The sequence below is a fragment of the Mucilaginibacter gracilis genome, from assembly GCF_003633615.1.
Classification (GTDB): domain Bacteria; phylum Bacteroidota; class Bacteroidia; order Sphingobacteriales; family Sphingobacteriaceae; genus Mucilaginibacter; species Mucilaginibacter gracilis.
This window is the reverse complement of the sequence record NZ_RBKU01000001.1, coordinates 3,465,496-3,490,785: the sequence shown is the minus strand read 5'-3', so window position 1 is coordinate 3,490,785 and position 25,290 is coordinate 3,465,496. Positions and strand designations below refer to the sequence as shown.

At 41.2% G+C, this 25,290-nt stretch carries 19 protein-coding genes; 5 read left to right on the top strand and 14 right to left on the bottom strand.

The genetic code is table 11. The features are described from left to right. Positions 1–21: 21 nt before the first annotated feature. The 6 genes from BDD43_RS15250 to BDD43_RS15225 all read right to left on the bottom strand — a co-directional run bounded on the left by BDD43_RS15250 (position 22) and on the right by BDD43_RS15225 (position 11,139). Positions 22–2,823, bottom strand: a complete 2,802-nt coding sequence (locus BDD43_RS15250) for a M16 family metallopeptidase (RefSeq protein ID WP_121198478.1) — start codon at positions 2,821–2,823, stop codon at positions 22–24. Positions 2,824–2,892: 69 nt separating this feature from the next. After that, positions 2,893–3,447 carry a TlpA disulfide reductase family protein gene (locus tag BDD43_RS15245; protein ID WP_121198477.1) on the bottom strand — a complete coding sequence of 185 codons (555 nt, stop codon included), beginning with the start codon at positions 3,445–3,447 and terminating at the stop codon, positions 2,893–2,895. 6 nt (positions 3,448–3,453) lie between these two features. Beyond that, complete coding sequence (locus tag BDD43_RS15240) at positions 3,454–4,638, bottom strand: DUF4369 domain-containing protein (RefSeq protein ID WP_121198476.1); 1,185 nt, start codon at positions 4,636–4,638, stop codon at positions 3,454–3,456. A gap of 20 nt (positions 4,639–4,658) precedes the next feature. Beyond that, positions 4,659–6,140 carry a RagB/SusD family nutrient uptake outer membrane protein gene (locus tag BDD43_RS15235; RefSeq protein WP_211339680.1) on the bottom strand — a complete coding sequence of 494 codons (1,482 nt, stop codon included), beginning with the start codon at positions 6,138–6,140 and terminating at the stop codon, positions 4,659–4,661. A 19-nt stretch (positions 6,141–6,159) separates the two neighbouring features. Next, positions 6,160–9,762, bottom strand: a complete 3,603-nt coding sequence (locus tag BDD43_RS15230) for a SusC/RagA family TonB-linked outer membrane protein (protein ID WP_121198475.1) — start codon at positions 9,760–9,762, stop codon at positions 6,160–6,162. Between the two features lie 198 nt (positions 9,763–9,960). Continuing rightward, a complete protein-coding gene (locus tag BDD43_RS15225) occupies positions 9,961–11,139 on the bottom strand; it encodes a FecR family protein (protein ID WP_121198474.1) in 1,179 nt (392 codons plus the stop codon). A gap of 210 nt (positions 11,140–11,349) precedes the next feature. Between BDD43_RS15225 and BDD43_RS15220 the strand changes: the two genes are divergently transcribed. Beyond that, a complete protein-coding gene (locus tag BDD43_RS15220) occupies positions 11,350–11,979 on the top strand; it encodes an RNA polymerase sigma factor (protein WP_121198473.1) in 630 nt (209 codons plus the stop codon). A gap of 155 nt (positions 11,980–12,134) precedes the next feature. Here BDD43_RS15220 and BDD43_RS15210 read toward each other — a convergent pair whose 3' ends face one another. After that, positions 12,135–12,467: a hypothetical protein gene (locus BDD43_RS15210; protein WP_147425649.1), complete on the bottom strand. Its 333-nt coding sequence runs from the start codon at positions 12,465–12,467 to the stop codon at positions 12,135–12,137. 429 nt (positions 12,468–12,896) lie between these two features. On the opposite strand from BDD43_RS15210, the gene BDD43_RS15205 reads away from it, so the two are divergent. Next, a complete protein-coding gene (locus BDD43_RS15205; RefSeq protein WP_121198470.1) occupies positions 12,897–15,308 on the top strand; it encodes an outer membrane beta-barrel protein in 2,412 nt (803 codons plus the stop codon). Positions 15,309–15,322: 14 nt separating this feature from the next. On the opposite strand, the gene BDD43_RS15200 is transcribed toward BDD43_RS15205, so the two are convergent. From BDD43_RS15200 to BDD43_RS15190, 3 genes are all read right to left on the bottom strand, one after another. Further along, complete coding sequence (locus BDD43_RS15200; protein WP_246001594.1) at positions 15,323–16,111, bottom strand: phage integrase SAM-like domain and Arm DNA-binding domain-containing protein; 789 nt, start codon at positions 16,109–16,111, stop codon at positions 15,323–15,325. Positions 16,112–16,637: 526 nt separating this feature from the next. Beyond that, complete coding sequence (locus BDD43_RS15195) at positions 16,638–17,720, bottom strand: PIN domain-containing protein (RefSeq protein WP_121198469.1); 1,083 nt, start codon at positions 17,718–17,720, stop codon at positions 16,638–16,640. 28 nt (positions 17,721–17,748) lie between these two features. Continuing rightward, positions 17,749–18,132, bottom strand: coding sequence for a hypothetical protein (locus BDD43_RS15190; protein ID WP_162847077.1), 384 nt, complete (start codon positions 18,130–18,132; stop codon positions 17,749–17,751). Positions 18,133–18,378: 246 nt separating this feature from the next. Between BDD43_RS15190 and BDD43_RS15185 the strand changes: the two genes are divergently transcribed. Continuing rightward, the gene (locus BDD43_RS15185) at positions 18,379–19,506 is read left to right on the top strand and encodes an ISAs1 family transposase (protein ID WP_121196770.1); all 1,128 of its coding nucleotides are present in this window, start codon (positions 18,379–18,381) and stop codon (positions 19,504–19,506) included. On the opposite strand, the gene BDD43_RS15180 is transcribed toward BDD43_RS15185, so the two are convergent. Next, on the bottom strand, positions 19,483–20,622 hold the full coding sequence (locus BDD43_RS15180; protein ID WP_121198467.1) for a P-loop NTPase fold protein: 1,140 nt from the start codon (positions 20,620–20,622) through the stop codon (positions 19,483–19,485). The two genes, BDD43_RS15185 and BDD43_RS15180, sit on opposite strands and share 24 nt — an antisense overlap. A gap of 34 nt (positions 20,623–20,656) precedes the next feature. Next, a complete protein-coding gene (locus BDD43_RS15175; RefSeq protein WP_121198466.1) occupies positions 20,657–21,424 on the bottom strand; it encodes a DUF2971 domain-containing protein in 768 nt (255 codons plus the stop codon). A gap of 222 nt (positions 21,425–21,646) precedes the next feature. Here BDD43_RS15175 and BDD43_RS15170 point away from each other — a divergent pair, with 222 nt between their 5' ends. Both BDD43_RS15170 and BDD43_RS15165 read left to right on the top strand, forming a co-directional pair. Further along, the gene (locus BDD43_RS15170) at positions 21,647–22,921 is read left to right on the top strand and encodes an AAA family ATPase (protein ID WP_121198465.1); all 1,275 of its coding nucleotides are present in this window, start codon (positions 21,647–21,649) and stop codon (positions 22,919–22,921) included. Continuing rightward, complete coding sequence (locus BDD43_RS15165) at positions 22,908–23,609, top strand: RloB family protein (RefSeq protein ID WP_121198464.1); 702 nt, start codon at positions 22,908–22,910, stop codon at positions 23,607–23,609. Before BDD43_RS15170 ends, BDD43_RS15165 begins: the two co-directional genes overlap by 14 nt. A gap of 12 nt (positions 23,610–23,621) precedes the next feature. Here BDD43_RS15165 and BDD43_RS15160 read toward each other — a convergent pair whose 3' ends face one another. Together BDD43_RS15160 and BDD43_RS15155 are read right to left on the bottom strand one after the other, a co-directional pair. Further along, a complete protein-coding gene (locus BDD43_RS15160) occupies positions 23,622–24,872 on the bottom strand; it encodes a relaxase/mobilization nuclease domain-containing protein (RefSeq protein ID WP_121198463.1) in 1,251 nt (416 codons plus the stop codon). Then, entirely contained in the window at positions 24,857–25,222 is a 366-nt protein-coding gene (locus BDD43_RS15155) for a mobilization protein (protein ID WP_246001592.1), read from the bottom strand. Before BDD43_RS15155 ends, BDD43_RS15160 begins: the two co-directional genes overlap by 16 nt. Between the last annotated feature and the right edge of the window lie 68 nt (positions 25,223–25,290).

Sequence of the window (25,290 nt, the reverse complement as noted above, 5' to 3'; positions counted from 1 at the left end):
AATAAAGTTTAAAAAGCAATTTTAGTTGCCGTTAGGTTCAGGTAATAAAACCAATCGTATGTAATTTTTGCCGCTTAGATATTGGGCAGCCATCTCTTTGATATCCGATGGGGTAATACTTTTTAACTGCGTGAAGTAGCCATCTACCTGATTAACATCTTCGTTATTTTGCAGTTGTGCTAAAACATAATTCAGCCAAAATCCATTGGTTTCTAACTGGGTTTCCATGCCGCGCGAATTTTCTGCTTTAAACTTCTCCATATTAACCGCTAGTGGCCCATCGTTTTTTAACTTATTGATCTCATCCAATGTACTGGCGATCAATTTTTCTACATTTTGGGGCGCGCAGCCTAAGGAAATCGTCAGGCTATATTTTGAGGTTGGATATTTAGTGATATTGATTCTCGTATTTGGTGAATAAACACCACTTTCGTCTTCGCGCAATCTTTCCAGCAATCTGATCTGAATAACCTCTTTCAAAGCCTCCATTTTTAATTTATTGAAAAAGCTGTAATCAAATAAGCCCGAAAAGGTAAGATTTAAGCTTGCTTTCTGTTCAGTTCCCTTATATACGGTCCGTTCAATTATTCCTGAAGGCGTGTTGATATTGAGGCTGCTGGTAAGTCCTTTGTCATTGTTCGCCGGTAAACTTCCGAGGTATTTTTCCACCAAAGGGTTAATGCTTAGGGTATCGATACTGCCAACGAAAACAAAGGTGAAACCGGAGGCATTTCCAAATCGTTCATGGTAAATGTCAAACGCCCTCTCGAGATCGATCATTTTGACTTTGGCAACCGATGGTCCGGTTTTGCGCGGGTTATGGTCGCCTAGAATCGCATTGATGGTATCCTGAAAAACGGTTTTAGGGTCGTTCGCCCGGTTGGCCATGCCGTCCAATGAACGGGTTATGATATTATCAAACCTGACCGGGTCTTTAATCGGCTCGGTGAAATAGGCATAAGTCAATTCCAGTGCCGTCTGAATATCGTTTGAGGCAGACGCGCCGTTGATACCCTGAAAACGCTCATTGATAAAAGGCTGAACCCTGAACTGTTTCCCTGCAAAATATTGGTTTAATTGGGAGGGGTTATAATTACCGGCTCCAAACGACGGAACAACATTGGCCGCCATAGCTGATTCATAATCACGATCATTGTATAATGAACTGCCTCCGGAAGCAAAGCCTGAAAATAAGATCTCGTTATTTTTGAAATCAGTAGGTTTGAGCAATACTTTTACGCCATTGCTCAACATGATTGTAGTGATGCCGGACTTCGTATCTTTTGTCTCACTCACAATTTTTCCAGGTATAGGTTGTGCGATTAGCAAACCTGCGGTATTCATATCCTCCTTATAAGGAGTTATATTTTCGCTTTCAACTTCGTTAATCCACTTGTTAATAACAGCTTCAGTTGGCAACCCGGCTTTATCCTTTTCCGGGGCCATGACCACGATATCACGGTCCGTGTTTTTGACATAATCATTGATTACTTTTTTGATATCCGCAAGTGTAATTTGGGGCAGGTCGTTTTTTACAATCTCCAATTCAGCTTCGATTCCGGGAGCCGCTACCCCGTTTAAAAAATATTGTAAGTATTCCTTTACATAGGCCAGCGAATTGGTTTTATTCTTTTCTTTGAATTCAGCTGTTATTCGGCCCAGGTAATTTGTTTTAGCCCTATCGAGTTCTGACTGGGTAAACCCCAATCGGCTAATCCGCAAATTCTCACGCCATACTACTTTAAAACCTTTCTCCAATTCGGCCGATTTTGCAGAAACCGTCAGATTATAACTATTGAGTCCCCCGATAAATCCTTGAATACCTGCAGTTCCAGAAAGGAATGGAACGTCTTGCCGGTGTGCTAATTCAGCAAATCTCGAGGCTAATAACTGGTTAACCAATGCTCTTTCAATAGCGTGCAGATAATCATCTGCGGTTTTGATCTTTTCGGGAAGATGTTTGATGATTACCTCGGCTACCGTACCTGTCATTTCCCGGTCTGTTACCGAAATGAATTGATTTTTACCAGTCAGCGGGATGGAATAAATGACCCTTGACTTCTCTGCTTTAGGGTTTTTAAGGTCGGAAAACTTCGCTTTGACCTCTTTCTCCATTTGATCCACATCAATATCGCCTACTACAATCAATGCTTGCAGGTCAGGCCTGTACCAATCATGATAGAAACGCCTGATCGTTTCCGGTTTGAAATTGTTGAGTATCTCATCCGTGCCGATAGGTATGCGGTTGGTGTACCTGGAGTTATTGAGAATAAGTGGCCAGTATTTTTGCAGCATCCGTTCGCTCGCTCCTTTACCTAATCGTTTTTCCTCTAAAACTACACCACGTTCTTTGTCAATTTCGACAGGGTCGAGCGTAGCGCTTTGGGCCCAGTCTCGCATAATTTGAATCCCGTTTTGAACAAGTTTTGGATTGTCAGAAGGCAGGGGTAATTCGTACACCGTCTCGTCGAACGACGTATAAGCATTAATATCGGCTCCGAAACGGACACCTGATTTTTGCAGATAATTGACCAACTCGTTTTTTGGAAAATGCCTGGTGCCGTTAAAACTCATATGTTCCATAAAATGGGCCAGCCCCCGCTGGTCATCCTCTTCAAGCACCGATCCGACCTTGTTTGCCAGGTACATGATCACCCGTTTTTGGGGTTCGGTATTATGCCTGATATAATACGTAAAACCATTGGGAAGTTTGCCTGTACGAACGGCATGATCCAACGGCAAAACCTCCTGGCCGCGAACATCGCTTAAAGAAATCAGGCACAACAATCCCAAGGCTAAAAGCCCGTAAATAAATTTGCTCATGGAGAATAAAATAGATTCTTTATACAACCGGCTGAAGACCTCAGCCGGTTTATCTGTAAATGGAATTAATTAGTTATGCTTTTTAGCTATAGCTTCTGCATCCTTGATCGTAAACTTTCCGTCAACTAATAATTGCAGTACCTCTTCATTCAGCATATTGGGGTCGGTTTGCCAGACCAGGGTGTTGTTTTGAATAATAAATGTTTGCGGAATAGAATTTACCCCGGCTGCACGTACCCATTTGGTATCGAAATCAGAACCACGCATACCACTGAATGCAACCCGGAAGCTCATTTTATCACCATTCTCCTTAACAAAAGCGAGCACTTTCTGCACATCGGCCTCCATCACATCCTGCGCGATAAATACGACCTTTTTATCTTTAAATTTTTGATGGAGACCATTCAAATGTGGCATGGCGGCTATACAAGGTTTACACCAGGTCGCCCAAAGTTCCACGACGTAAATTTTGTCTTTATCGAAATGGCTTATCGGTTCTCCCTGAAGCCAATCTACCTTAGGGTAGTCGGCAATGGCACTTCCCTCATCCAAAAATGGCACCTGCTGGGCTAAGCCCCGCAGTATCATCAGGCATAATAATATTGATAGATATATCCTTTTCATAAAATTCTATTTAAGTAGATCGCCGATGGTTTTTGAAAGGTTATTGTCCGCTAAAGCCAGATGCCTTGCGAGGATTTTACCATCAGGCCCGATCAGGTAGGCTATTGGCAAACTTTCGGGGCCAAGCGCATAAGCCGTGGCTGTCGCGCTCTTAACCGAGCCCGTTCTGTAATCAATTCCACCTATATCTTCGACATTCAGCCAGTTCATGCCAGACCTTTGCAATAATTCTTTCCAGTATTCTGTTTTATCGGACCCCTTATTGACACTATTGTAGTATACCCCAAGTATGACAAGGTTTTTATCATGCAGCCGTCTGTTAATCCGTTGCAGGTTAAAGGCAAACGTTTCATAACTCGAAAAGCCGTTGTACCAAAAACATAGCATGACATTTTTGCCCCGTAACGATGATAAAGAGACCGGATGACCAAGCGTATCTTTTAAGGTAAAATCAGGGGCTTGGCGACCGACATCTAGCATTTTTGCTTTAGCTATCTTTTCGCCGATAATTTTCCCTTCTCTCGAATTTCTGATCGCCGGTGTAAAATGTAAAAATGCAGGTTCAATAACAGGATCGATGGTTGATCGCATTTTTTTTGCCCACAAGTCAAATGCAACAAAGCTGTCGGGATGGTTTTTAATTAATGTACTATCTATTTTAGCTCTTTTTAACGTAACAATTCTTGCAGCTTCCTGTACTTCTTTAATTCCTGCCTCATTCATATCCTGCCGATAAGCGGCCATCTTTTCATTTAAACCTGCATTTTCCTCCTGAAGAGGTTTATATTGCATCATTAACTCCGCGAACTCAATCTGGCTTTTTCCGCCTTTTATTAAGGCTGCTTTTATTTTATCATCGCCAGTAACGGTGATCGCTGTCGCTTCGAGGTAAAAATCCTGCCTGTCAAACTGGCTGGCGGCTGGCCGTGAGGACATTTCGGGCCTGTTTAGGTCAAGCGTTGCATAGCAGGGCCGCGATACCTCACCCTTAAATAAAAACGAGCCGTTTACCACTTTTAAAGTGTCTGCCTTTCGCTTGTCACCATCTGGATAAGTTAAAATAATTTGTCCTTGTTTATCCTTAGCCATTTGGCCTTTAATTGTAAAGGTACGCTGCGCATGCACGGTAAGCCCCGAAAACAGGGCAATAGTTAGTGCTAATGCACCTTTGAGCATTCTATTTAAATTCATATTTTTTAGTATTTAGCTATTTATGGATTATCGGTAAATTGTGGATTAGACAACATGATATATGGCGAAAGCCTTTGAGTAAGCCTTACCGGGCTAAGCGGATAAATCGTGGTATTGGTGCTTGTCGCATCGTTATACAAAATATGGTTATAAGTCGGTGCGGTTAGTAGTGGATCGACAGATATTCTCCGCATATCAAACCAACGGTAACCCTGTGTAGCAAACTCACGTTCGCGTTCATCAAAAATATACTGTAACAACGCAGGTTGACTGGCTACTATCGCGGCCGGCACGGTGGCATTGGCCACCGGCATCCTGCATTTGCGCAAAGTCTCTATATCCGTTTCTGCTCCTGACAGGTTATTTAGTCTTGCCTTAGCTTCAGCGCTCAATAAATACAACTCGGAAATTTGAAGACCATATTTAGCGTATGGTGTGCCAAACGCTTTATATTTGGCCAGCCTGCCCGACGGGTTGACCACGTTGTTGATATAATGTGCTGTATAAAAATTTAAGCGGAGGTCCGATGGTGCAAACAGCGCAACCGCCTGCGGACTGAGTACGATAAAGTCGCTTCCAAAGCTATTTCCGTTGTAATTGCCATTAAAAAAAGTATAGGCCAGAACAGATTCCGTGACATCTGTATAATTCACCTCTGGCGAATTGGTCGGCCCGTTGGTTGTGATGGGATAAAACTTACCACCTACCGCAAACTCCTTATTGTAATCGTATAAACGCGCCGGTGTCGTCGCTGCCGCATTATCAGTTAATGCAGCAGTAATTTGTGTTAAAGCGGCGGAGCCATTATTCATAAATAGATATACCTTTCCCAATAAACCTTCAGCGGCCGGCCTTGCGAAACGGGTGGCGGATGTATTTTGTACCGGCAGATTCGGTATCGCTGTTGTGAGATCGTTTACAATAAAGTCATATACTTCCTGTACGGAGTTTCTGCTATATCCGTTGGCGGTTACATCCGCTGTTGTAATGATCGGAAACGCTGGATCTGTAGCTGCTGTGGAGGCTTTGTATGGTTTACCGTAATAGTTAACAAATTGAAAATATAACCATGCGCGGGATGCCCGGGCTTCCGCCTGTAACGCACTCTTTTGCTGGGCAGTGCCACCTGTTGAACTCATAACCTCGTTGATCACCTTATTGCAAAGGTATAGGTTGGTTATCCAGTTCCGCAGATCCGTGGGCGTATCTGAAGGCTGATAAATATCATCTCCCCATTTAAAAGCCTGTTGTGACCGTGCCTGAGCTGAATTAAAATAGGTTGCTTCAGCAGATACATCGTCTCCCATAAGCGCGGGTCCTGCCCAGCCGCCGGTCGGATTGGCCAGGTACATGTCCTGATTATTCATGATCAAACCATAATCACTGGTTGTTACCGCCACCTGTTTTCCTAAAGGCACTACACTCAAAAAATCCTTTTTGCATGAAATCAATGAGCAAAACAGTAACACTGCCATACTCAATATATATCGATATTTTTTCATTTTTTTTATATTAAAGTCATTAAAATGAGGCACTGATACCAGCGCTATAGGTATGTCCATAAGCTGGTAAAGGCCTCGAAATGCCGTTACCAATGTTATATTCCGGGTCAATATCATTTCTATTAGCCTTCCAAACCATAAAATTTCCGGCCTGAACAAATACTCTGAATGATGATATCCTGAGCATTTGCAGAATTGCCGGAGATAAATTGTATCCCAGGGTAATGTCTCTTAACTTCACATAAGAAGCACTCACAACATTGATATCGGCATCTTCATAGTACAGTACATTCCTCCGGGTATTACTTGTCCCCTGGTTTGCTACATAGGAAGGAATGTTTGTTGTTGCTTCATCGCCCGGAACTTTCCAGCGATTCGCGAAATCAGAACTGATATTCCCACTAAAGGCTCCGGCTGTACCCGTTAAACGACCTGTATAAAAGGTATTCACATCACTTCTCATGACCGCACCAAAACTATAGGCCAAATTGCCGGTTAATGAAAACTGTTTATAGCGGAAAGTATTAGTTAAACCGCCATTATAAACCGGTAATGTACTTCCCATATAAACCATATCGTTAGCCTTAGCCGCTCCCGGCTTCTTGGTAATGGTACCATTGGCCAGTTGGATCTGCGGATCCCCCAGGTTGTCTAAGCCGGCAAATTTATAGGCAAATAAAGACGGGGTGCTGTAACCTACCGCGTATGCTGTTGAAAGTTGGAAAGAATCCGTCAGCTGAATTGCCGTTGGATTGGTATAGCTCAATAGCTTATTATTGTTATAGCTAAAAACGAAATTCGTTGACCAGCTGAAATTTTTAAATTTTAGATTAAGCGATTGCAGGCTCAATTCTATCCCGCGATTACGCAAATTACCTAAATTACCTGTCGTGGTGGCTGTTCCGCTCAGGGGGTCAAGTTGAATAGGGCCTAACAGGTCGGTCGTATTTTTTTGATATAGATCAATGCTACCATTTAAACGGTGGTTAAGAACGCTATAATCTACACCAATGTTGAACGTATGTGTAGTTTCCCAAGACAGCTTATTGTTTGCGTATGTGCCTACGACCAAGCCGTTCCCGGTTGTTGTATTCTGTACAACCGCTAAAATATCAACCAGGGATCCGGAACCGACGAATGGTGAGTTTCCGGTTACGCCGTAAGTTGCCCTTAATGCAAGCCCTTTTACCCAGTCTACATTTTTCATGAAACTTTCCTGGTACACCTGCCATTTACCGCCTACACTATAGGCCGGCTTCTTTTGCCCGGATACATCATCGCCAAAAAGATTGCTGTGATCGGCCCGGATGCTGCCATTGAAGATATATTTATGGTTAAATTCATAACTCAGTAAACCAAAGTAAGAGGTAAACCGGGTTAGTGTTTGCGTATAAGTGAAAGGCAATTCGGTAAATTGGCTGAAACCAGAACCGATTGCGCCTGTTACAGTACTTAATGTGGCATAATTGAGTGCGGAATAGGTATTGAGCATGGTATTATAACCGCGCACTGTGGATGTGTTTGATGTGGCCAGCTGCTCCTGGGCTTCCTGCCCGATCTGAATATTCAAATGGTCTTTGCCATTTCGTGGGTCGGTGGTATAGAGTAATTGGTTTCTCACCGTCCAGTTGCGCTGATCGTTAGCGATTGTTTGATATCTTCCGCCGGTATTGGGTAAGTTATATACAGGAACAGATGCGGTCGTCGGGGCTACTGTAAAATTCAATAACTCTCTGCGTTGCGAATATTCGCTAATGTCATCGTAAGACGTTCCCCCACCCGGAGCTTTTGAATAACCATAAGTACCTTCAAAACTTAAACCTTTCCAAAGTTTTACAGCAACGTCGGCCGTTGTATTGATGGTCAGGTTATTCGTTTTTGTATACCCGCTATTCATCTCGTCAAGTGGAGAATAATCCAGATTGGTACGGCTTCGGGCCTGGTAGTCTGCGCGTGTTGCGGCAGTGAGGCCCTGTACGTAATTCAACAGGATATTGTTGCCGCTTCCATCCTGGAATATCTGGTATGGCAAAAAAGCAGCACCGATGCTGATTGGCCGAGCACTGCTGGTTATAGTATTATTTAAAGATGTGGTTAAGCCAATTTTTATCCAGCTATTGGGTGTTATATTCTGACTCAGGAATATGCGGTACGCATTATTCTTGGAGCCGATGGTATTGCTGTTATTATCGGTATAAGAGATAGAGCTGTAAAAGTCATAATTATTATTACCTCCCGAAGCTGAAACAGTGTGCTGCATAGTATAGGCATTGCGGAACCATAAATTTTCAACCTGGCTTTTATTATCGATGTTTGACAAACTATCAAGGCTTGCACTGGCTTTTGCCACCGAAATTAGGCCTAGGTTGTACAAAATGGTTTCGTGCGGTGCAACGAATTGTGTAGATAATGTGGCATACGGATAAGTTACCGGATCGAATATTTCTTTGGCGGCCTGGATATACTGGCTGCTGGATAATTCATGACGGTAAACATAATCGAAATTCGGTTTACCCTGGTAATTAAAATATCCGCTGTAATTGACCTTGACTTTATGATTGCCGCCTTTCTTAGTTACGACTACGATAACACCATTGGCCGCTTTGGCTCCCCATATGGCGGTTGCGGCAGCGTCTTTTAATACGGTGATATCCGCTACATCATCCGGGTTGATGGCGCTAAAATCTGTTACCTGTATACCATCAATTACATACAATGGATTTGCGACCAGGCTGATACTGCTCCTGCCACGGATAACGCTTTGCTGTTGTGAAGCACCATTGCCATTAGGGTTAACGGTTACGTGGGTTGGCCCATTCAAAACGGTAAGGCCTGGAACTAGCCCGTCAAGCCTACTGACAATATCATTGGAGCCAGTGCGTTCGCTAAAGGTTTGCATATCGGGTTTGCCGAATGCCCCCGAGGCGCGCTCTTTGCTGATATTTTGATAACCTGTTGAAACCACCACTTCCTGTAATTTGCTTGAAGAAGAGTGAAGGATGATATTAAAATAAGGTATGTTAGCAGGAGAATTTGGCGGAACGGTGACAGTAACCGGTTTATATCCAACATAAGATATAATTAAAACGTCGCCAACTTGTACATCAATACTAAATTCGCCATTATTATTACTAACAGCAACTTTATTTGAACCCTTTGCCAATATGGTTGCTCCCGGCAAAGGTGTTCCGGTTGTATCGGTTACTTTGCCGGAGATCGTAAATGGGACGGCCAAAACATCAGTTACTTTATCGATCAACGATTTCTCTTTCTGCTTAATAACAACCGTTTTATCGATCACTTCATAAGTTAAAGATTGACCAGTCAATATATTGTCCAGCGCTTGTTGCAAAGTGACGTTGTGGAGTTCGGCGGAAACATTGATATTCTCTATCAATTTGTGTTTGTAGAAAAAAGAATAGCCGCTTTGCTGCTGAATAGTTGATATGACTTTGGAAAGCGGGGCGTTTTTTTCAGACAGGTTTATCTGCGAATACACTTTGGCAGATACCTGAAGGCAAGCAAGGGTTATTATAAATACCGTTAGCTTCATTACCTTAATTATTTGTGGTGCAAAAAATCGCTTTATACCTGCAACTTTTGCACATAAGTTTAATTGCATACTTTTGTACGGTTAGGGTTTACGTAATAATTTCTGTAGAACTGATTTTATCTAAGGTTGCCCAAACATCTGCCGGGAGTGTTACAAGCGCTTCCGGCTCTTTTTTTGAGGCATCCTATCCGAGTTTTTTGTATTTATTTTTCCATGGGTTATAAATTCAATTAGGGGTGAATACTTTTGTTAATTGCCTTTTTCTCATTAAGGTTTTATGATTAATGTTTTAGTCGTTCCATTATTTTCAATCTCGAAATGTACTTGGTTCGATGCTAATATTTTCAACAATTGAGATAGCTTAACATCCCGTGGAATTTGTCCGTCAAATTCATCATTGACTACACTGCCCTGGTAAACCACGTTAAGATTGTACCAGCGGGAAACCTGCCGCATCAAGGTTTTTAACTCGGTTTGATCAAAACGGAACAATCCATCTTTCCAGGCAATGGCCTGTTGAATATTCGCCTTGCGCACCAATATTTTATGAAGAGAATGAGTCGCTAAAGCTTCTTGTCCAGGCTTCAACAAGACACTTTGGCCGTCTTTATTCACTTTGATACTACCTTCGACAAGAGTTGTTACTATGGCTGGTTCATCATCATAAGCATTAATATTAAAATGCGTACCTAAATCTTCAATAGTTTCACCTTTTACTACTACACGGAAAGGTTTGGAAGCATTATGAACCACTTCAAAATAAACCTGGCCGGTGATTTCCACTTTACGTTCACTGCCGGTAAAAGCCACCGGATATTTGATTGAAGACGCAGCGTCTAAAGTCGCTATGGTCCCATCAGCCAGCACCAGGTTATATTTCCCTCCGCGCGGGGTGGTTATGGTATTGTAAGCTATTTGCACCTGTTTTGTTGATGGCGAAGCGGTTTGGTTATAAACTATTTGGCCATCGGCTGTCTTATTAATTGTTGTATTATTTTGCTGCGCCAATTTACCCTTGCCAGCATCGGTTAGGCTAATTTGCTTACCATTAGATAAAGTAAGAATGGCTTTGTTGCCACCAGGGGCAACGTCATTTTTAGCAAGGTTCAGTGTAGGTTGAGGTTGTTTTTTATGTGTTAAAAAATATCCCCCAAATGATAACGCAATTATAATTGAAGCGGCCGCCGCAATTCGAGGCCACAAGCGAACCAGACGCTTTTCTTTTAAATGCGGTAATAAAGCCGCATAAATCAATTCTTCCTTTTCCGACAAGTCAGGTAGTTGCAGGCCCGGTATATCTTCTTCATTCTTTAATTGTTCCAGAATTATTTCCCGCAATACCGATTCATTATCGCCACTGTTAAATTGTGCTAATAATGCCTCGATTTCTTCCCGGGTGCATTCATTCCTGATGAACCGTATAAAAAGTGTTTCTTGAGATTCCATGGATGTTAATCGTATATAGAGGGAATACGGAGCAGACGGATTTAACAATGAACCTAACATTACTAAAATGTTAATAATTTATAATGAACTGAAAATCAGTGCAATAAAAAACAGCCTGGGTAGTTATAAAGTCGTGTCTGTAAATTGAATATGCGTTTATCGTGAATTGAGTTAATAATTTCTTAAATTAGCTATCCTTAACGATTGGTAATGAAACTCATTGATGACTCGGAACTGCCTGTATTGCTGGAACAACTCCGGCAGGGTGAGGAACGGGCTTTCAATACTATTTATAAAGCCTATTTCAAGCCCCTGTACCGAAAGGTATTTTCGATGATCAAAGATGAAATGATTGCGGACGAACTCATTCAGGATCTTTTTTTAAAAGTTTGGCACAAAAGAGAAGAAATTAATCCCAAGCAATCTTTCCAGGCTTATTTATATACAGTGGCCAATAATCTGGTATTTGATTATTTCCGGAAAATTGCCAAAGACAAACGGCTTACCGCGCGCCTGCTTATCCATGCAACCGACTTTTATATGCACTCGGATGAGTTGCTGGAATCAAAAGAAAGTATGCAGTTATTGCTGAAAGCCATTGACCAACTGTCCCCACAACGTAAACTGGTTTTCACTTGCTGCAAACTGGAAGGAAAAAGCTATGAGGAGGCCAGCAAAGAGTTAGGCATTTCTGTAGCCACAGTTAACAGCCACATGACCCAATCCCTGCGTACCGTCAGGGAGTATATTTTGAAAAACTACGATGTTGCGGTGGTTTCCGTATTGGTTTGCTCCACTATTACAGTTACAGAACATATCCTGTATCCACACTTATTGTAATATAAATCCGATTAGTTTTTGATCCGTTTGCTGGATATCCGGGACCGGTTGTAATTTGGATCTGAAATTATAATCAATCAATTCCGACGCAATGATGTAAATTCTGTCTGTTGGCTTTGGATTGCTTGCATAAAAATCGTGCTCCGTAAGCGACCTTACCAACTTGTCCCTCCCCAATAGGAGCGCGAGTGCTTCGATAATGGTTGTTTTGCCGCAATTATTTGGACGTTGTAACCGACTACCAGTTTGTTAGTGGCGTTTTTATTTCTCTCATTTAACATGGTGGTGTCGAACTGATGGTAGTGATCCAGCGAAAAGCCCCAACCTATTTTAAAAATATTGCCATATGCTGGTCTGGGGTAAATATTTACATGGTGACCTTCGGCATCGACATATAAACATTTCAGTTCTTTATTATGTTTCTGCTCTAATCCCGGCCAATAATAATCTTCCAGTTCCATGTCATTATGATGCATCAAGTCGAACATGCCATAGTAGGCATGCTGACAAAGCATATTATCAGGCATACCGCAATCGTATGCTACCTGTATTTCATGCCGCTTAATCTGGACGAATACATGATGAGGTTTGTCATTAATAGCCTCTACTAGGCCGTAAAGAAGGATCAGTTAGTATGGGAAAATGTTAGCGACCTACGCGGTGATAAGAATCAAGTTGCACTGATGTACAGCATTGGTGCCATCCCCAGTAATTTCCTGATCGATAAAAGCGGAATTATCATAGCCAGAAACCTACGTGGAAAAGATCTTGAAGCGAAATTAGAAGAGTTATTTCATTAAAATAAAGTCAGCTGTCTCGCGTTAATATGAAGATTAATTAAAGTATAATTATTCACTTTGCTGATAGTGCAGTAAGTTGAGAAGAATTTAGGACAATTTAATTATTTTAGACCACATATGATCAAACTAACCTTCACCGTCATTTTTGTTCTAATTTTACAACTCACTTTTGCTCAGGTCAGCATAAATGGTAAAATCACTAATGATACTCAAAAGCCCCTGCAATTTGTTACTGTTAGCTTATTACAAAATAACAATAAGGTTAGCCTCGCTATTTCGGATAGCAACGGCAATTACCAGTTTAAGAAAGTAGTTGAGGGCATTTATGCTTTGAATTATAAATTTATCGCTTATAAGGATACTACGGTGAAGGTTGCTGTTAACGCAGACACCACAATTAACGTGCAGCTAAGAAGATCCTCTCAGCTGCTATCGGAAGTTGTTATAAAGGCACAGAAACCCGTTTTTGAAAGGCAAATAGACCGCTTCCGGTTTAATGTCGGTCAAACAGATTTAGTTCAGGGCAATAATGTGTGGGATATACTCGAAAAAACACCGTTGGTGCAAGCTACTGAAGACGGCGCTATCGCAATTAGTGGGAATAGCGGGGCAGTAGTTTACATTAACAATAAAAAGAAGGTATTATCCGGTAGTGCTTTAAAATCTTACCTAAGTGGTTTACCTTCCGATAACCTGGAAGCCATCGAAGTGATCACAACTCCTCCAAGCCGTTACGAAGCCGAAGGGGGGGCAGGCATCATCAATATCGTTACCAAAAAGAATAAGGAAGAAGGGTTGATCGGTAGTGCATCTTTGAGTACCCGTCAAACAGCAGTTAATTCTGAGGCCGGCAGCCTTTATCTTAATGAACGTTCAGGAAAGTGGAATTTATATTCCACAGTATATATGGGTAATCGCAGCCGTAAGCCTTTAACAAACCGTGATATTCTATATCCTGAAAGTTTTGCTGGTGCAGTTATGGAACGAAACATAAGCTCTGTAAACCGGTACACCGAACTTTACCCGGGCGCCAGTTTTGGTACAGACTATCAGCTTTCTGCGAACCATGTAATAGGTATGCTATTAGATTTTTCCGGCAACATCCATAAGGAAACCCGAAATGCCTTGACCCGGGACTTTTACCCAGTAACAGATTCATTAACCCAAACCGTAAACCAAGATCAGATTAACTCACAAACCTATGCGCTCAACATGAACTATCAGGGCAAATTGGATGCTACAGGCAAAATATTAAGTGTAGATTACGACGCTTTAGCTTACCGCTCAGGTAATACCTCTAATAGTACAAATACCGAATTAAACCCGTTCACAGGCGGCACTATCAATGATCTGGATATTTTTAGAACTACATCACCGCAGCACATCAATAATCAATCAATTAAAGCTGATATAGATTGGCCGCTGCGCGATAAAAAAGGTACGCTCAGTTTCGGCGGCAAGGCCTCCTTTTCCAAAATTAATAATACTTTCTTATTTGAAAACTTAGCAAATGGCGCTATTTGGATAGCTGATGCCCATCAGAGTAACCAGTTCTTGTATCAGGAAAACATTAACGCGCTTTATGGCAACTTTAATTATAAACTGAATACGGTATGGTCATACCAGGTTGGCTTAAGGCTGGAAAATACGATTGCCAAAGGTTGGCTTGAAAATAACGAGGTGGTTTCCCGCAACTATACAAATCTTTTCCCCACGGCCTTTTTAAAACTGGCTACAAAAACCGAAGGCGCGTATGTGCTTGCTGTCACCAGCCGAATTACCCGGCCTGGCTATTGGGACTTAAACCCTTTCCGTACCTATACCACAGACAAAGCTTATTTTGCAGGCAATCCATTGCTGAAACCGGTGAAATATTATCGTGAGGAACTAAGTCACAGCCTGAATGAGCAATGGGGCACACTTACCTTTCAATTGGCCGGCACCCAAATAATAGGTGAAATTTACTCGCTTCCTTATAACTTGGGCGATACGATCATCAATCAAAAAACCAACTATGGTAACCGTTACAGCCATTCGTTAACGGCCAGCTACAATAATCAGTTTAAACCATGGTGGCGCTTTTCGGGAACTGCCTTGGTTAATTACGTGCTGACTAAAGGAACTTACGCTAACAATATTGCAATTAACAATCAAACGGTTGCGCTAACGCTGTCTACTAATCAAACATTTACTATCTCCAAAAAAGCAGGATTAACCAGCACATTAATATTGAACAACTCTTTTCCTGGTACTATCGTTAACACGCGCATTGGTAACCGGCTGGAGACCGAAATACGGCTGAGAAAGACAACCGGCCCTTTTGGAATCTCCCTTTCCGCTCAGGATTGGTTTAAGAGTAACAAAGATCGGTTCGACTATACGCTTGGTGCTTTACATGTTAAGGATAGTTATTATAATGATACGCGAAGCATTGCATTGGCGCTTAGTTACAATTTTGGCAAACAGTCTGTCAAGGACAAGCGCGACAGAGATACCGGCTCTCAAGATGTAAAAGGAAGATTAATTTAGCTTTGTTAAATATTTCATAAACTGAAAAAGAAAATTTGTGGTGATAGCACTACCTGTAACCGTACAATGTTGAATTTCTTGGCTTCAATCCCTGCCAGTTCGTCTTTAGTTAAGTATTCCCGTTCAACCTTATCAAACTTCAACTGGTAAGCGTGAAAGGGGTCGCGGTCTATCCATTCCAGCCTTACAGCAAGATTAATCATCTTGCAAAACCTTTCAATGTGTTTCATCAGGCCATTGTTATTTAGGCGTTTTTGGCCTTTCTCCGGCGTTCTGTTGCGCAGGTAGTACTCGAAGTCCGTAATAAACTTATAGCTTAATTCTGATAGGTATTTATCGCTGGTTTTAAAGCGCTCTTTGATGAACTCTTTAATATACTTCTGCGTAGTATAATAGTTTTTCATCGTGCCTGGCTCCAATAACTGCCCTTGATCTGAATTATGATACTCCATCAATTTACAGATTGTAAACTCGGCCTGATCGCTCCCGGTAACCTTTTCTTTTAAGAGTTCTGCGGTGATAAATTTTTTCTGCAATAAAAGCTGTTGGTAGCTGTCAATAATTCCGGCCTTAAATTGGTCAAGGTACTTATTCACTTTAACGGTTCCTTCCCGGCTTCCCTTTGCCATTCCTTTAGTAGCGTTCCAGTTATGTTCCTCAATAGAACGTTTAACAGAAATTTCGATACGCTTGCCGTTTACTGTCATGCGGGCATAAATCGGTAATTTTCCCGCTTGGGTGGTCTTTTGCTTTTTAAGGTAAAAAGCAACGCCGAAGGTGTTGTTTGTCGTATTTATTGCCATTTACAGAAATACGGGCAAATACGGTTGCGGGGTCGTTCTTTTGTTGTTTGGACAGCCTGATTACAAACTGAATACCAAATGTGTTACTGCTCCTCATATCAATTCATTTTAATTTTACTTGATAATCATTGACGCAGGTGATGAATTTTACTCACAAAAACAGGTGTTAAAACTCATCAAAAGCAATCAAATAAATGTAAAACACTTAATTTACTCACGCAATTGCTCACATCTTCTTTGATATTGATTGGTAGTTTTTGGTAGGAATTAAAACAAAAAACCCGCAAATCAGTGTGATTTGCGGGTTTTCGACTTCGATTGGTATCGCTTTTTGTCGGGATGGCAGGATTTAAACCTACCCTCTATATCAATTGATTATCAATCAGTTATGTATTGTCAACACTATACAGACCACGAATAAGACATGGCCTAAATTTGCGACATTTTCAGTCGTTTTGATTGCTGATAAATAGTTAAGAACGTTATACTCAAATATACGCAAAATCAGGCAATCCGAACAATTAAATTATGTAATCATCTTAGCTATTCTTTTTGACTTGTAATCGTCTGGAAAAAAGTCAATAAAATCCGCGGATGTTATTTTGTTGTCTTTATCGGAATAGCTGAGCGTAAATAAAAATAGAATCTCATCGTCAAATATCGGCCTGCCCTGTTGGTCGAACGTGTCTAAATCAAATAGGTTTTCCAATCTACTGCGTTCAAGATAGTTTCTTAAAGCTTCCATATCATGCTCAGGTTCAAATACCATATTTACTTTAACTTGGATATGAGCGATAATGTCAACATCGTCGGATTTGGTCTCCTTATGTGCGTAAAAGGATTCAATTCTTATTCCTTCAATAGCGAATTTTTCAAGTTTGAATTCCCGGATGGTATCATAATAAAACCGGCTGATGTGGCTTGGAATAGAATTTTTATCATCGAGTAATTCTTGCTTTATTACTTCGACTGGTATATGCTCCAATATTAATTCACCTGTTAAAAGCGGTGAGTTAAATCCGTATTCACTAAGATAGGCCGGAATGTTTTTATAGATGCTGATATTCTTGACCTTGTATTTTTGTTTCAGGTGCTGAAAATGTTCATTTTCTGTAAAGATCTTATCGTCAGAAATCAACATCACATGATAGTCTTCGTGAACTACTGCAAAAGATATGGCATTAAGCCAAATCAAATAATCCCTGGTATTATCTTTTTTCCCCTCCTGCTTATTCTCTATCAAAAAATCCAATAAATCTGCTTCATTTAAAAGATCGTTCTTTCTTGATAGTTTATTGGTTTCTAAGAGCTTTCGTCGAATGAAACTCAGCTGAGTGTCGGCACGTTTTTTAAGCTCGGGTGTTTTTATCTTTGTGAACTTATCCAGCTTTTTGAGTTTATCATATCCACGCTGTATCTCGTTAATAGCCTTCCCCAGGACTTCATTTTGATAGAAATCCAAATATTCATTCAGAACCGTTAATGGCACTACCAATTCTGACCCTGAAGCATAGGAGTAATCCTTTAGACTTTTATAATCGATGTGGTCATAAAAATGAGTGCCTAACTGGCGGTAAATATTAGTATCGAGAATAATGAATTTATACATGGATGCAGTAAAGAGTAGATATTAGTAATCAGATATATTTATTAGCCTTAATGTTTTTGTAAGCATGGTATAAAAGCCAAAACGGGTTTGGCTTTACTACTGCAGGGTTATCGTTTTTATCTTCTGTTAACTCGCCGGACAAGGTGCATCGTGTATAGTTCACCCAGGTATAGTTCCGATGGAAATCCTCCCCAACCGTATAAACAATAAACACATCCTGATCATGTTCATTTTTGAACGGAAAGGTATACTGTTTATCTCGCTCATGATCACCCTCAAAAATTTGTTTTGGACTTAAAATGAAGGGCAAAGCATAACGGATCAAAACGTCCGCCATATCATCATAATCACCCCTCCCTCGTTTGACATCGGTTATAGCCCGATAGTCACCCGGATACTGCCGATACAGCATTTCAAACGCCTTTTCCAAATCCGACGGCCTGGCGAAAAAGCGTTCTAAGTTGTTTACTAAAACTAATAACGGGTAGAAAACGGCATACCAATTACGGTCAGAAAAAGTGGTGCTGGGGACAGGGCTGACGCATAAGAATAGTTAAAAGTTGATATGGTTATGAACAAAGTGTTGGAAACGTAGGTATAACTTTTGTGGTTTCGGGAGGATTAGAGTCGGGTTAGCGTTTTTTCTTTGTAAAAGCATATGACGACTTCACTTCACAATCATTTTAGATGGATACCTGATCCTCGTACAGGTAATAATAAGAAACACAATTTACTGGAAGTTATCATTTTGTCGGTATTGGCCGTTCTATGTGGTGCAGAAAGCTGGTACGAGATGGAAGAATTCGGGAAGGAGAAAGAAGATTTTTTAAAGCAGTTGCTGCCTCTTGAAAACGGCATACCCAGTCATGACACGATCAACCGGGTTTTTATGCTGATCGATTCGGCGCTTTTTGAACAGTGTTTTCGTGCCTGGACAGCGGAACTTAGCCGGGGTCTTGAGGAGTCGGGCCTGTCTGGCGAAAAGGAGTTGATCGCTATCGATGGAAAGAGCATCTGTAACAGCGCCTGCAAACACCAGGGGTTGGGGGCCTTGCATTTGGTAAGCGCCTGGTCGGGTCGTAACCAGTTGGTACTGGGGCAACAAAAAGTGGATGACAAGAGCAATGAGATTACGGCGATCCCAGCATTGTTATCGCTATTGAACATCAAAGGGGCGGTAGTAAGCATCGACGCAATGGGTACACAGAAAGCGATTGCTGAACAGATTGTCGAAAGCCAGGGCGATTATATCCTTGCTTTGAAACAGAACCAGGAAACACTTTATGAACAGGTAATCAATCAGTTCAACTTTAAAGAAGACAGTTACAGCCAGCACCTGGATAAGGGCCACGGGCGGGCGGAGATCAGAGACTGCAAAGTCATTCATGAACTTAACTGGGTTGACGAAAAGGAAAATTGGAAGGGAATAAAGACCATCATCAAAATAACCTCGGAAAGGATAATAGGTGACAGCCACTCCATACAAGACCGCTACTATATCTCCAGCCTCCGTGCTGATGCTGCCTATTTTAACCAAGCCATCCGCGCACATTGGGGCATTGAGAACCAATTGCACTGGCAGTTGGATGTCGGATTTGGCGAAGATTACAATACCACACGGAACAAACAGACCGCCCAAAACCTTGCCGTAGTCAGAAAGATAGCCCTAAATATCCTAAAAGCCGACAAAACCAGTAAGGCCAGCCTGAAAGCAAAAAGAAAAATGGCCGGGTGGAACCATAAATTTCTTCTTTCATTACAATTAATCGCTAAAACAAATTCCTAATGCGTCGGCCCTGGTGCTGGGGATGGCAAAGAATTTAAAACGTTGAAAATTTCGGATACGGACCTGATGTAAATCAATCAACCTATTCATCACATAGGCCACCAGACCATAAAAACCGTCATGTTTATCTAAGCGATATTTTTCAACAAACGAATTATCCAGGCTATTCTCGTCCGGGAAAAATCGGCGCAGTTGGTACCTTGACATAATAAGCGGTTTCAGTGATTCCTTTAAATACTGCGTGATGTCGAATTTAAATATTTCCGAAGAATAAAACTTATCGATATAGCCATTGAACTCAACGCTAATTCCATAGCGGTGGCTAAACATCTGCTGGACATTATTTATATCGCAGACAAAAACAATCTTATCGAAGCCGAATTTATTGGTTTCTGTAACATCGTCGTAGTGTGCTGAGAAAACATTGAAGAGCCTGAATACGTGTTCAGGATCTAACCTGTCCAAATCGTCGATCAGCAAAACGGTGGTAACCTTTTTTTCGCTGTCATCACCAATTTTTGCGGTTTTCACCCGTTCAAGCATATTAATGATAAGTTCAGTAATATCATCGGACTCATGAACATGGCCGGTTTTATTCTTAAACGACTGGATATACTTGTTTAGCTGATCCCATTCGGTAGTGTTCATTTTACCTTTAAAATCGGAAAATTCCCCAATCGCAGTTGTAATCCCGTCAATAGTTTCTTTTTCCGGAATCGGTGTGCCCGTAACAGCGCCCGCAGCTTTTAGCATGAGCTTGAGAGGCAGGTCTATTTTCATCCGATGCAATAAAAACATCTGACTGATCAGTAACCACGAATATTGCTCCTGCTCAAGCTGAACATCATCAGGGTATTTACTCAATAACTCATATAGTAAGTCATATTTAATTAACTCAAAAACATCCTGGTTCTGCGCAATTGAGTAATTTACAGGAAATAATTTCAGCACGACAAAATCGCCATGGCAATCAAAATAGTTTTTTAGGAAAGTTGATTTACCGGCACCAAAGGGCGCGGAAAATAAGATTCTTTCATTAAAGTCATCTCTAATATGCTCATCAAAGCTTTCATCCAAACTTTTAGTGGCAACGGTGGGTATTTTTTCTATCGGCATTAGGGTAAGATTTAGATAAGGTTATTGCAATAATTTATGGCGCATCGATAATATTTACATCAATAAAATTTAATTTGTAGTCTGTCGGATGTAGTTCGGCCTGCACATAATTCACATTCGTATAACCAAGCCTAACCATTAACCGGCATATCGCCGTTATCTGGTCTTCCGTCATTTTTAGTCCGAAAGCAATGCCAGTGATTGCGTGCATTGGAAAAGAGATGAGACCGGAATTCTTTATCCAAATCCTGATCTCCCGCTCATAGCTCCAGTGGTTGGATTTATAAAAAGGCAGCGAGGATAAAATTTCCTCTTTGTAGACTTCCAAAATATTAATATCAGGCATTGATTCCTGATAATTCACCCGTTTGATCTCTTTAAACCATTCCTGCATGGTCTTGACATCAAACTCTAAAGAGACACCTTTGTGGCAATTTGCGTAATGCGCCCACAATAATAGATTATCATAGTTCTCAGAGAAACAACAAATCCCAACGTTGCTGATCAATTGTTTTAACGGTTCATAAATGTCGTTTAATTTATGAGGATTCTTTTTAAAATAAGCAACCAGGGTTTCTTCATCGAACTTGCTTTTTTCTATAAAATCTTTGCCTTGCGCCAAAAGCCGCAGTTCCTTTTCATTGAGGTCTTCCTGTAACCTGATATTATTATCGAAAGGGTCATTGAAGTCTTTCGGGTTTGAAAACCACAGCTTGGGATTAATCAACAGATCATAAAAATTCTGGTCTACCTTAGTGTACTTATACATTTTTTCCGGTAGAGGTGTCGTTTCAAATTGCATATTCAAATTACAAAACTGGCTTGTTGCAATAATGTTGTGGTTTCGAACCTATTTAAACATAAATCCCGGAATGATCAGAATTAACAAACTACGTATCGTTAAAACCTAATTTTCAAGCCGTTCAATAAATATAGCCTCATTTGCATAAAGTACGCAAATATGACAACATTTTACTATAAATATCGTTTTTAATTCTTTATATTTGAATAAAATCTACACATCATGTTAGTTTATTTTAAAGTAGGCAACTATAAGTCTATAAAAGACCCCATCCTCATCAACTTTAGCGCTGCTGCCATTGGCGAACATCAGGACACCAATATTTATGCAAAAAATAAGGAAGAATTGCTCAAGACGGTGTTACTCTATGGTTCCAATGCCAGTGGCAAATCCAAAATCATGGATGCATTTGTGTTTTTCAGATGGTCAATTATTAATTCAGCAACGGACAAACAGAGTAAACAGCCAATCGACACCGAACCCTTTTTACTTAATACCCGTACGAGAAAACAGCCAAGTTATTTCGAGGCAGAGTTTTTGATCAACAAAACAAAATACCGCTATGGATTTGAAGCCGATGCCAAATCGATCCAAAAAGAATGGTTATTGGAGGTAAAAGCAACCACCTCAAACCCTTTATTCTTAAGAATTGACCAGAAATTTGAGATCAATGAAGCTAAGTTTCCAGACGGAATAGGATTAGATAAAAGAACGCGTAAGAATGCACTTTTTCTTTCGGTTGCCGCTCAATGGAATACCCGCTTAGGAGAACAGATTGTTAGTTGGTTTGATAGTATTTATACGGTACACGGCATGATGGATGACGATTATAAAAATCTGACTACCAGCATGCTAAAAGAATCAAATTATGCTAAATTAATTAATGAATTAATTCAAAAAGCTGATCTTGGAATTAATGGCATAGACGCTCTTGACATATCTGAACTTAAGGAGGAAATACTGGACAAGATTCCTCCGGAACTCAGGGAAGAATTTAAAGAACGGATGGAGCGCGACATGAAACCGGTATTTGCAACACACAATGTTTATGATGATCATGGTAAAATTGTTGAGCAGCAACCTTTCAGTATGGCTGGAGTGGAGTCAGAAGGAACGCGAAAATTTTACAACCTGTCCGGCGTATTAACGGACGCCGTTCTGAATGGCAGACTTGTAGTAATCGATGAATTGGATGCAAGACTCCATACTTTACTGACGAGAGCAATTATCCAGTTATTTAACTCCAACAAGATAAAAACTGAGGCTCAATTATTTGCGGTAAGTCATGACACTGCGTTATTAGACAAAGACCTTTTAAGACGCGATCAAATTTATTTCGTAGAAAAAGACCAGTTTGGAGCTACTAAAGTGCAAACTCTGGTAGGTTATAAAGCACGGAAGGAAGCACCGTATGACAAAAACTATCTTGAAGGAAAGTATGGTGCTATACCTTTTATTGAAAATCTTGAAACAGTCTTAGCTGATGGCGAAGAATAAAAACAGCGGATTTAGCTTTAAAGATTTTGTAAAGCAACTGGAAGAAACCAAAGTTCAGCCTACCGAGGTTGAAGTAAAGCAGGAGAGAAAATATTTTCTTATTGTTAGTGAGGGCGAACGTACGGAGCCAATATACTTTGAATATCTAAGCACGCAATTGCCCAAAAACCTACTGCGGACGATTGAAGTACATGGCGAGGGCGACAATACGATTAATGTGGTCAACAAAGCGATAGAATTGCGGGACGAAAGAATTGCGAATCACCAATTACCCAATTATGATGAGGTGTGGGCCGTTTTCGACAAAGATGATTTTCCGGCAGAACGCTACAATGGTGCAATACAACTAGCAGCTAACTCCGGCATCGAGAGTGGTCATTCTAACCAGTCTTTCGAACTTTGGTACGTATTGCATTTTCAATTTCTTCAAAACGCTCTCCATCGTGATGATTACATCAAAATTCTGACCAAACAGCTGAAATTCAAGTACGCTAAAAACACACCGAAGGTAATTGAGAAAATCGCCAGAACTGGCAATGAGGATCAGGCTATATTATGGGCAGAAGAATTGGAACGAATGCATGAGGGTGTGCCGCCGGCAGAAGCTTGTCCGCATACGCGCGTCTATGAATTGGTGAAAAGATTAAGGGTATATATGAAGGGTAAAACAGAGAACGAGGAAGATTAACGTTAAGCCAAATTAAAATGAAGATACTGATAAACGATAGCCTGGAGAATGAGGAGCGGCTGGTGAAAATTTTTCAACGAGGTGGATACGAACGCAATCATCTGATCTTCGTTCATTCTTTCGAGGAATGTAGAACATTCTTTGAGTTACAATTATAGGGAAGCTGTGACGTTGTTTAGGCGACCTTCTTAGCGCAGTCTGTTTTAGGATTTCTTCTCCCTTTAAACGTTCGTTTAAGGCATTAGCACTATAAGTTTTGCCTAAGTTGCTGCCATTAAACACCACCTTGTATTCGTTGTCAACGAAGGTCGCGCCATACAGTCTGCCTTGTTCATTCGTCCGTAAAAGTGCATATACCTGTTGCCGGGACAATGCTTTGATCAGCTCTCCTTTGGTGGTAATAGCTGGGTTCGCCAACACCCGGTCAATTTTATCCTTAACTGCCTTTTGGTATCCTCTCCGGCTTTCCTCATTCTTTACAAATTGTTTTTCAAGTTCGGGAATGGTTGGCTTGCCATAAATACTGCTGGCTTTGATGCCGACACTTTTTTTATTTCCCTTTTCGTCGGTGATATAATAAAGCAGTCCTTTGTTTTCCTGCATCCGTGAGCCTTTTTCCCCGGCGTCTGCCACAACGTTATACTGCTTTAACACTGCGTTATATTCAGGCAAACTGGTGAAAGCATAATTTTTAATGACGGCATTCACGGTATTACTGACCGCCCGCTTGGTTTCCGTTTTGCCGTAATCAATCTTTATTAAAGGCTTTAAAATATATGGAGCTGATAACTTTTGTGCATCCGCTTTGACCAAGCCAAATTCTATTTCCAATTCCCGCGTGGCGGGACCGGAACGGTTCATGCCTATGTTATGCAGGTCGATGCGGCTACCGTCGCTTTGAATATTGGTGGTCATAATATGGATGTGATCATGTCCGGCATCAGTGTGCCGGTAAACCAAATAGGGCTGTTCGCCAAAACCTATTTTTTCCATGTAGCTGGCGGCAATTGTTCTTAATAAATCATCGCTTGGCTTTTCTGACGGATCAAAATTCAGGGAGATATGTAAAGCGTTAGTTTTCGCTTTGGGATTTAAAGCTGTTAGGCGCTGCATCCTGTTCAGCTTCTCATAAAAAGATAGTTCGCTGGCTTCCCTGCCATAACCGACTGCATCCATGCAAATGGCATGGCCTTCCTTAACCTTGTTCTCATTATAATTGAGCACACCGATCAGGCTTTTACCGATACTTATTTTGCCAACCATTTTTTCGAGAGTTGTGAAATGAGTGATAAAAGCAGGGGTATGCGGTTGGCTGCTTCCTGGTATTGCGCCGCCAGTTTGAGCGCGTAAAAAGCTCTGGTGTTTTCATCCCGGCTTTGATGATAACTTTTTGTGACCTGGTTCATATTGACGCCAATGGCTTTAAGTTCTTTACGGATTAGTACGAGTTGTTCCATCGGCCCATCCATGCTGGCATCCTTTTGAAATATCGTGATGGTTCCGCTTGAAAGAATGCGCCTGGCCAGTTCGCCGATGGAACGACAATCGCTGAACGTGCGTAATTTTTCCAGCCGCTCTGCGGTAGCTTTGGTGACACGTGTCCTTACCGGCACGATAAAAAGTTATTCCTGTTCGGCTGCTTTCTTCCTCGGCATGATACTGATCTGTTGGTTTTAACCGG

Bases quoted from the DNA above. Each gene is read 5' to 3' on its own strand.
- BDD43_RS15185 (WP_121196770.1), top strand. From the start codon at position 18,379: ATGACGACTTCACTTCACAATCATTTTAGATGGATACCTGATCCTCGT.
- BDD43_RS15205 (WP_121198470.1), top strand. From the start codon at position 12,897: ATGATCAAACTAACCTTCACCGTCATTTTTGTTCTAATTTTACAACTC.
- BDD43_RS15170 (WP_121198465.1), top strand. From the start codon at position 21,647: ATGTTAGTTTATTTTAAAGTAGGCAACTATAAGTCTATAAAAGACCCC.
- BDD43_RS15220 (WP_121198473.1), top strand. From the start codon at position 11,350: ATGAAACTCATTGATGACTCGGAACTGCCTGTATTGCTGGAACAACTC.
- BDD43_RS15245 (WP_121198477.1), bottom strand. From the start codon at position 3,447: ATGAAAAGGATATATCTATCAATATTATTATGCCTGATGATACTGCGG.
- BDD43_RS15230 (WP_121198475.1), bottom strand. From the start codon at position 9,762: ATGCAATTAAACTTATGTGCAAAAGTTGCAGGTATAAAGCGATTTTTT.
- BDD43_RS15235 (WP_211339680.1), bottom strand. From the start codon at position 6,140: ATGAAAAAATATCGATATATATTGAGTATGGCAGTGTTACTGTTTTGC.
- BDD43_RS15195 (WP_121198469.1), bottom strand. From the start codon at position 17,720: ATGTATAAATTCATTATTCTCGATACTAATATTTACCGCCAGTTAGGC.
- BDD43_RS15250 (WP_121198478.1), bottom strand. From the start codon at position 2,823: ATGAGCAAATTTATTTACGGGCTTTTAGCCTTGGGATTGTTGTGCCTG.
- BDD43_RS15210 (WP_147425649.1), bottom strand. From the start codon at position 12,467: ATGTTCGACTTGATGCATCATAATGACATGGAACTGGAAGATTATTAT.
- BDD43_RS15225 (WP_121198474.1), bottom strand. From the start codon at position 11,139: ATGGAATCTCAAGAAACACTTTTTATACGGTTCATCAGGAATGAATGC.
- BDD43_RS15180 (WP_121198467.1), bottom strand. From the start codon at position 20,622: ATGCCGATAGAAAAAATACCCACCGTTGCCACTAAAAGTTTGGATGAA.
- BDD43_RS15240 (WP_121198476.1), bottom strand. From the start codon at position 4,638: ATGAATTTAAATAGAATGCTCAAAGGTGCATTAGCACTAACTATTGCC.
- BDD43_RS15165 (WP_121198464.1), top strand. From the start codon at position 22,908: ATGGCGAAGAATAAAAACAGCGGATTTAGCTTTAAAGATTTTGTAAAG.
- BDD43_RS15190 (WP_162847077.1), bottom strand. From the start codon at position 18,132: ATGCTGTATCGGCAGTATCCGGGTGACTATCGGGCTATAACCGATGTC.
- BDD43_RS15175 (WP_121198466.1), bottom strand. From the start codon at position 21,424: ATGCAATTTGAAACGACACCTCTACCGGAAAAAATGTATAAGTACACT.
- BDD43_RS15200 (WP_246001594.1), bottom strand. From the start codon at position 16,111: ATGGCAATAAATACGACAAACAACACCTTCGGCGTTGCTTTTTACCTT.
- BDD43_RS15160 (WP_121198463.1), bottom strand. From the start codon at position 24,872: ATGGTTGGCAAAATAAGTATCGGTAAAAGCCTGATCGGTGTGCTCAAT.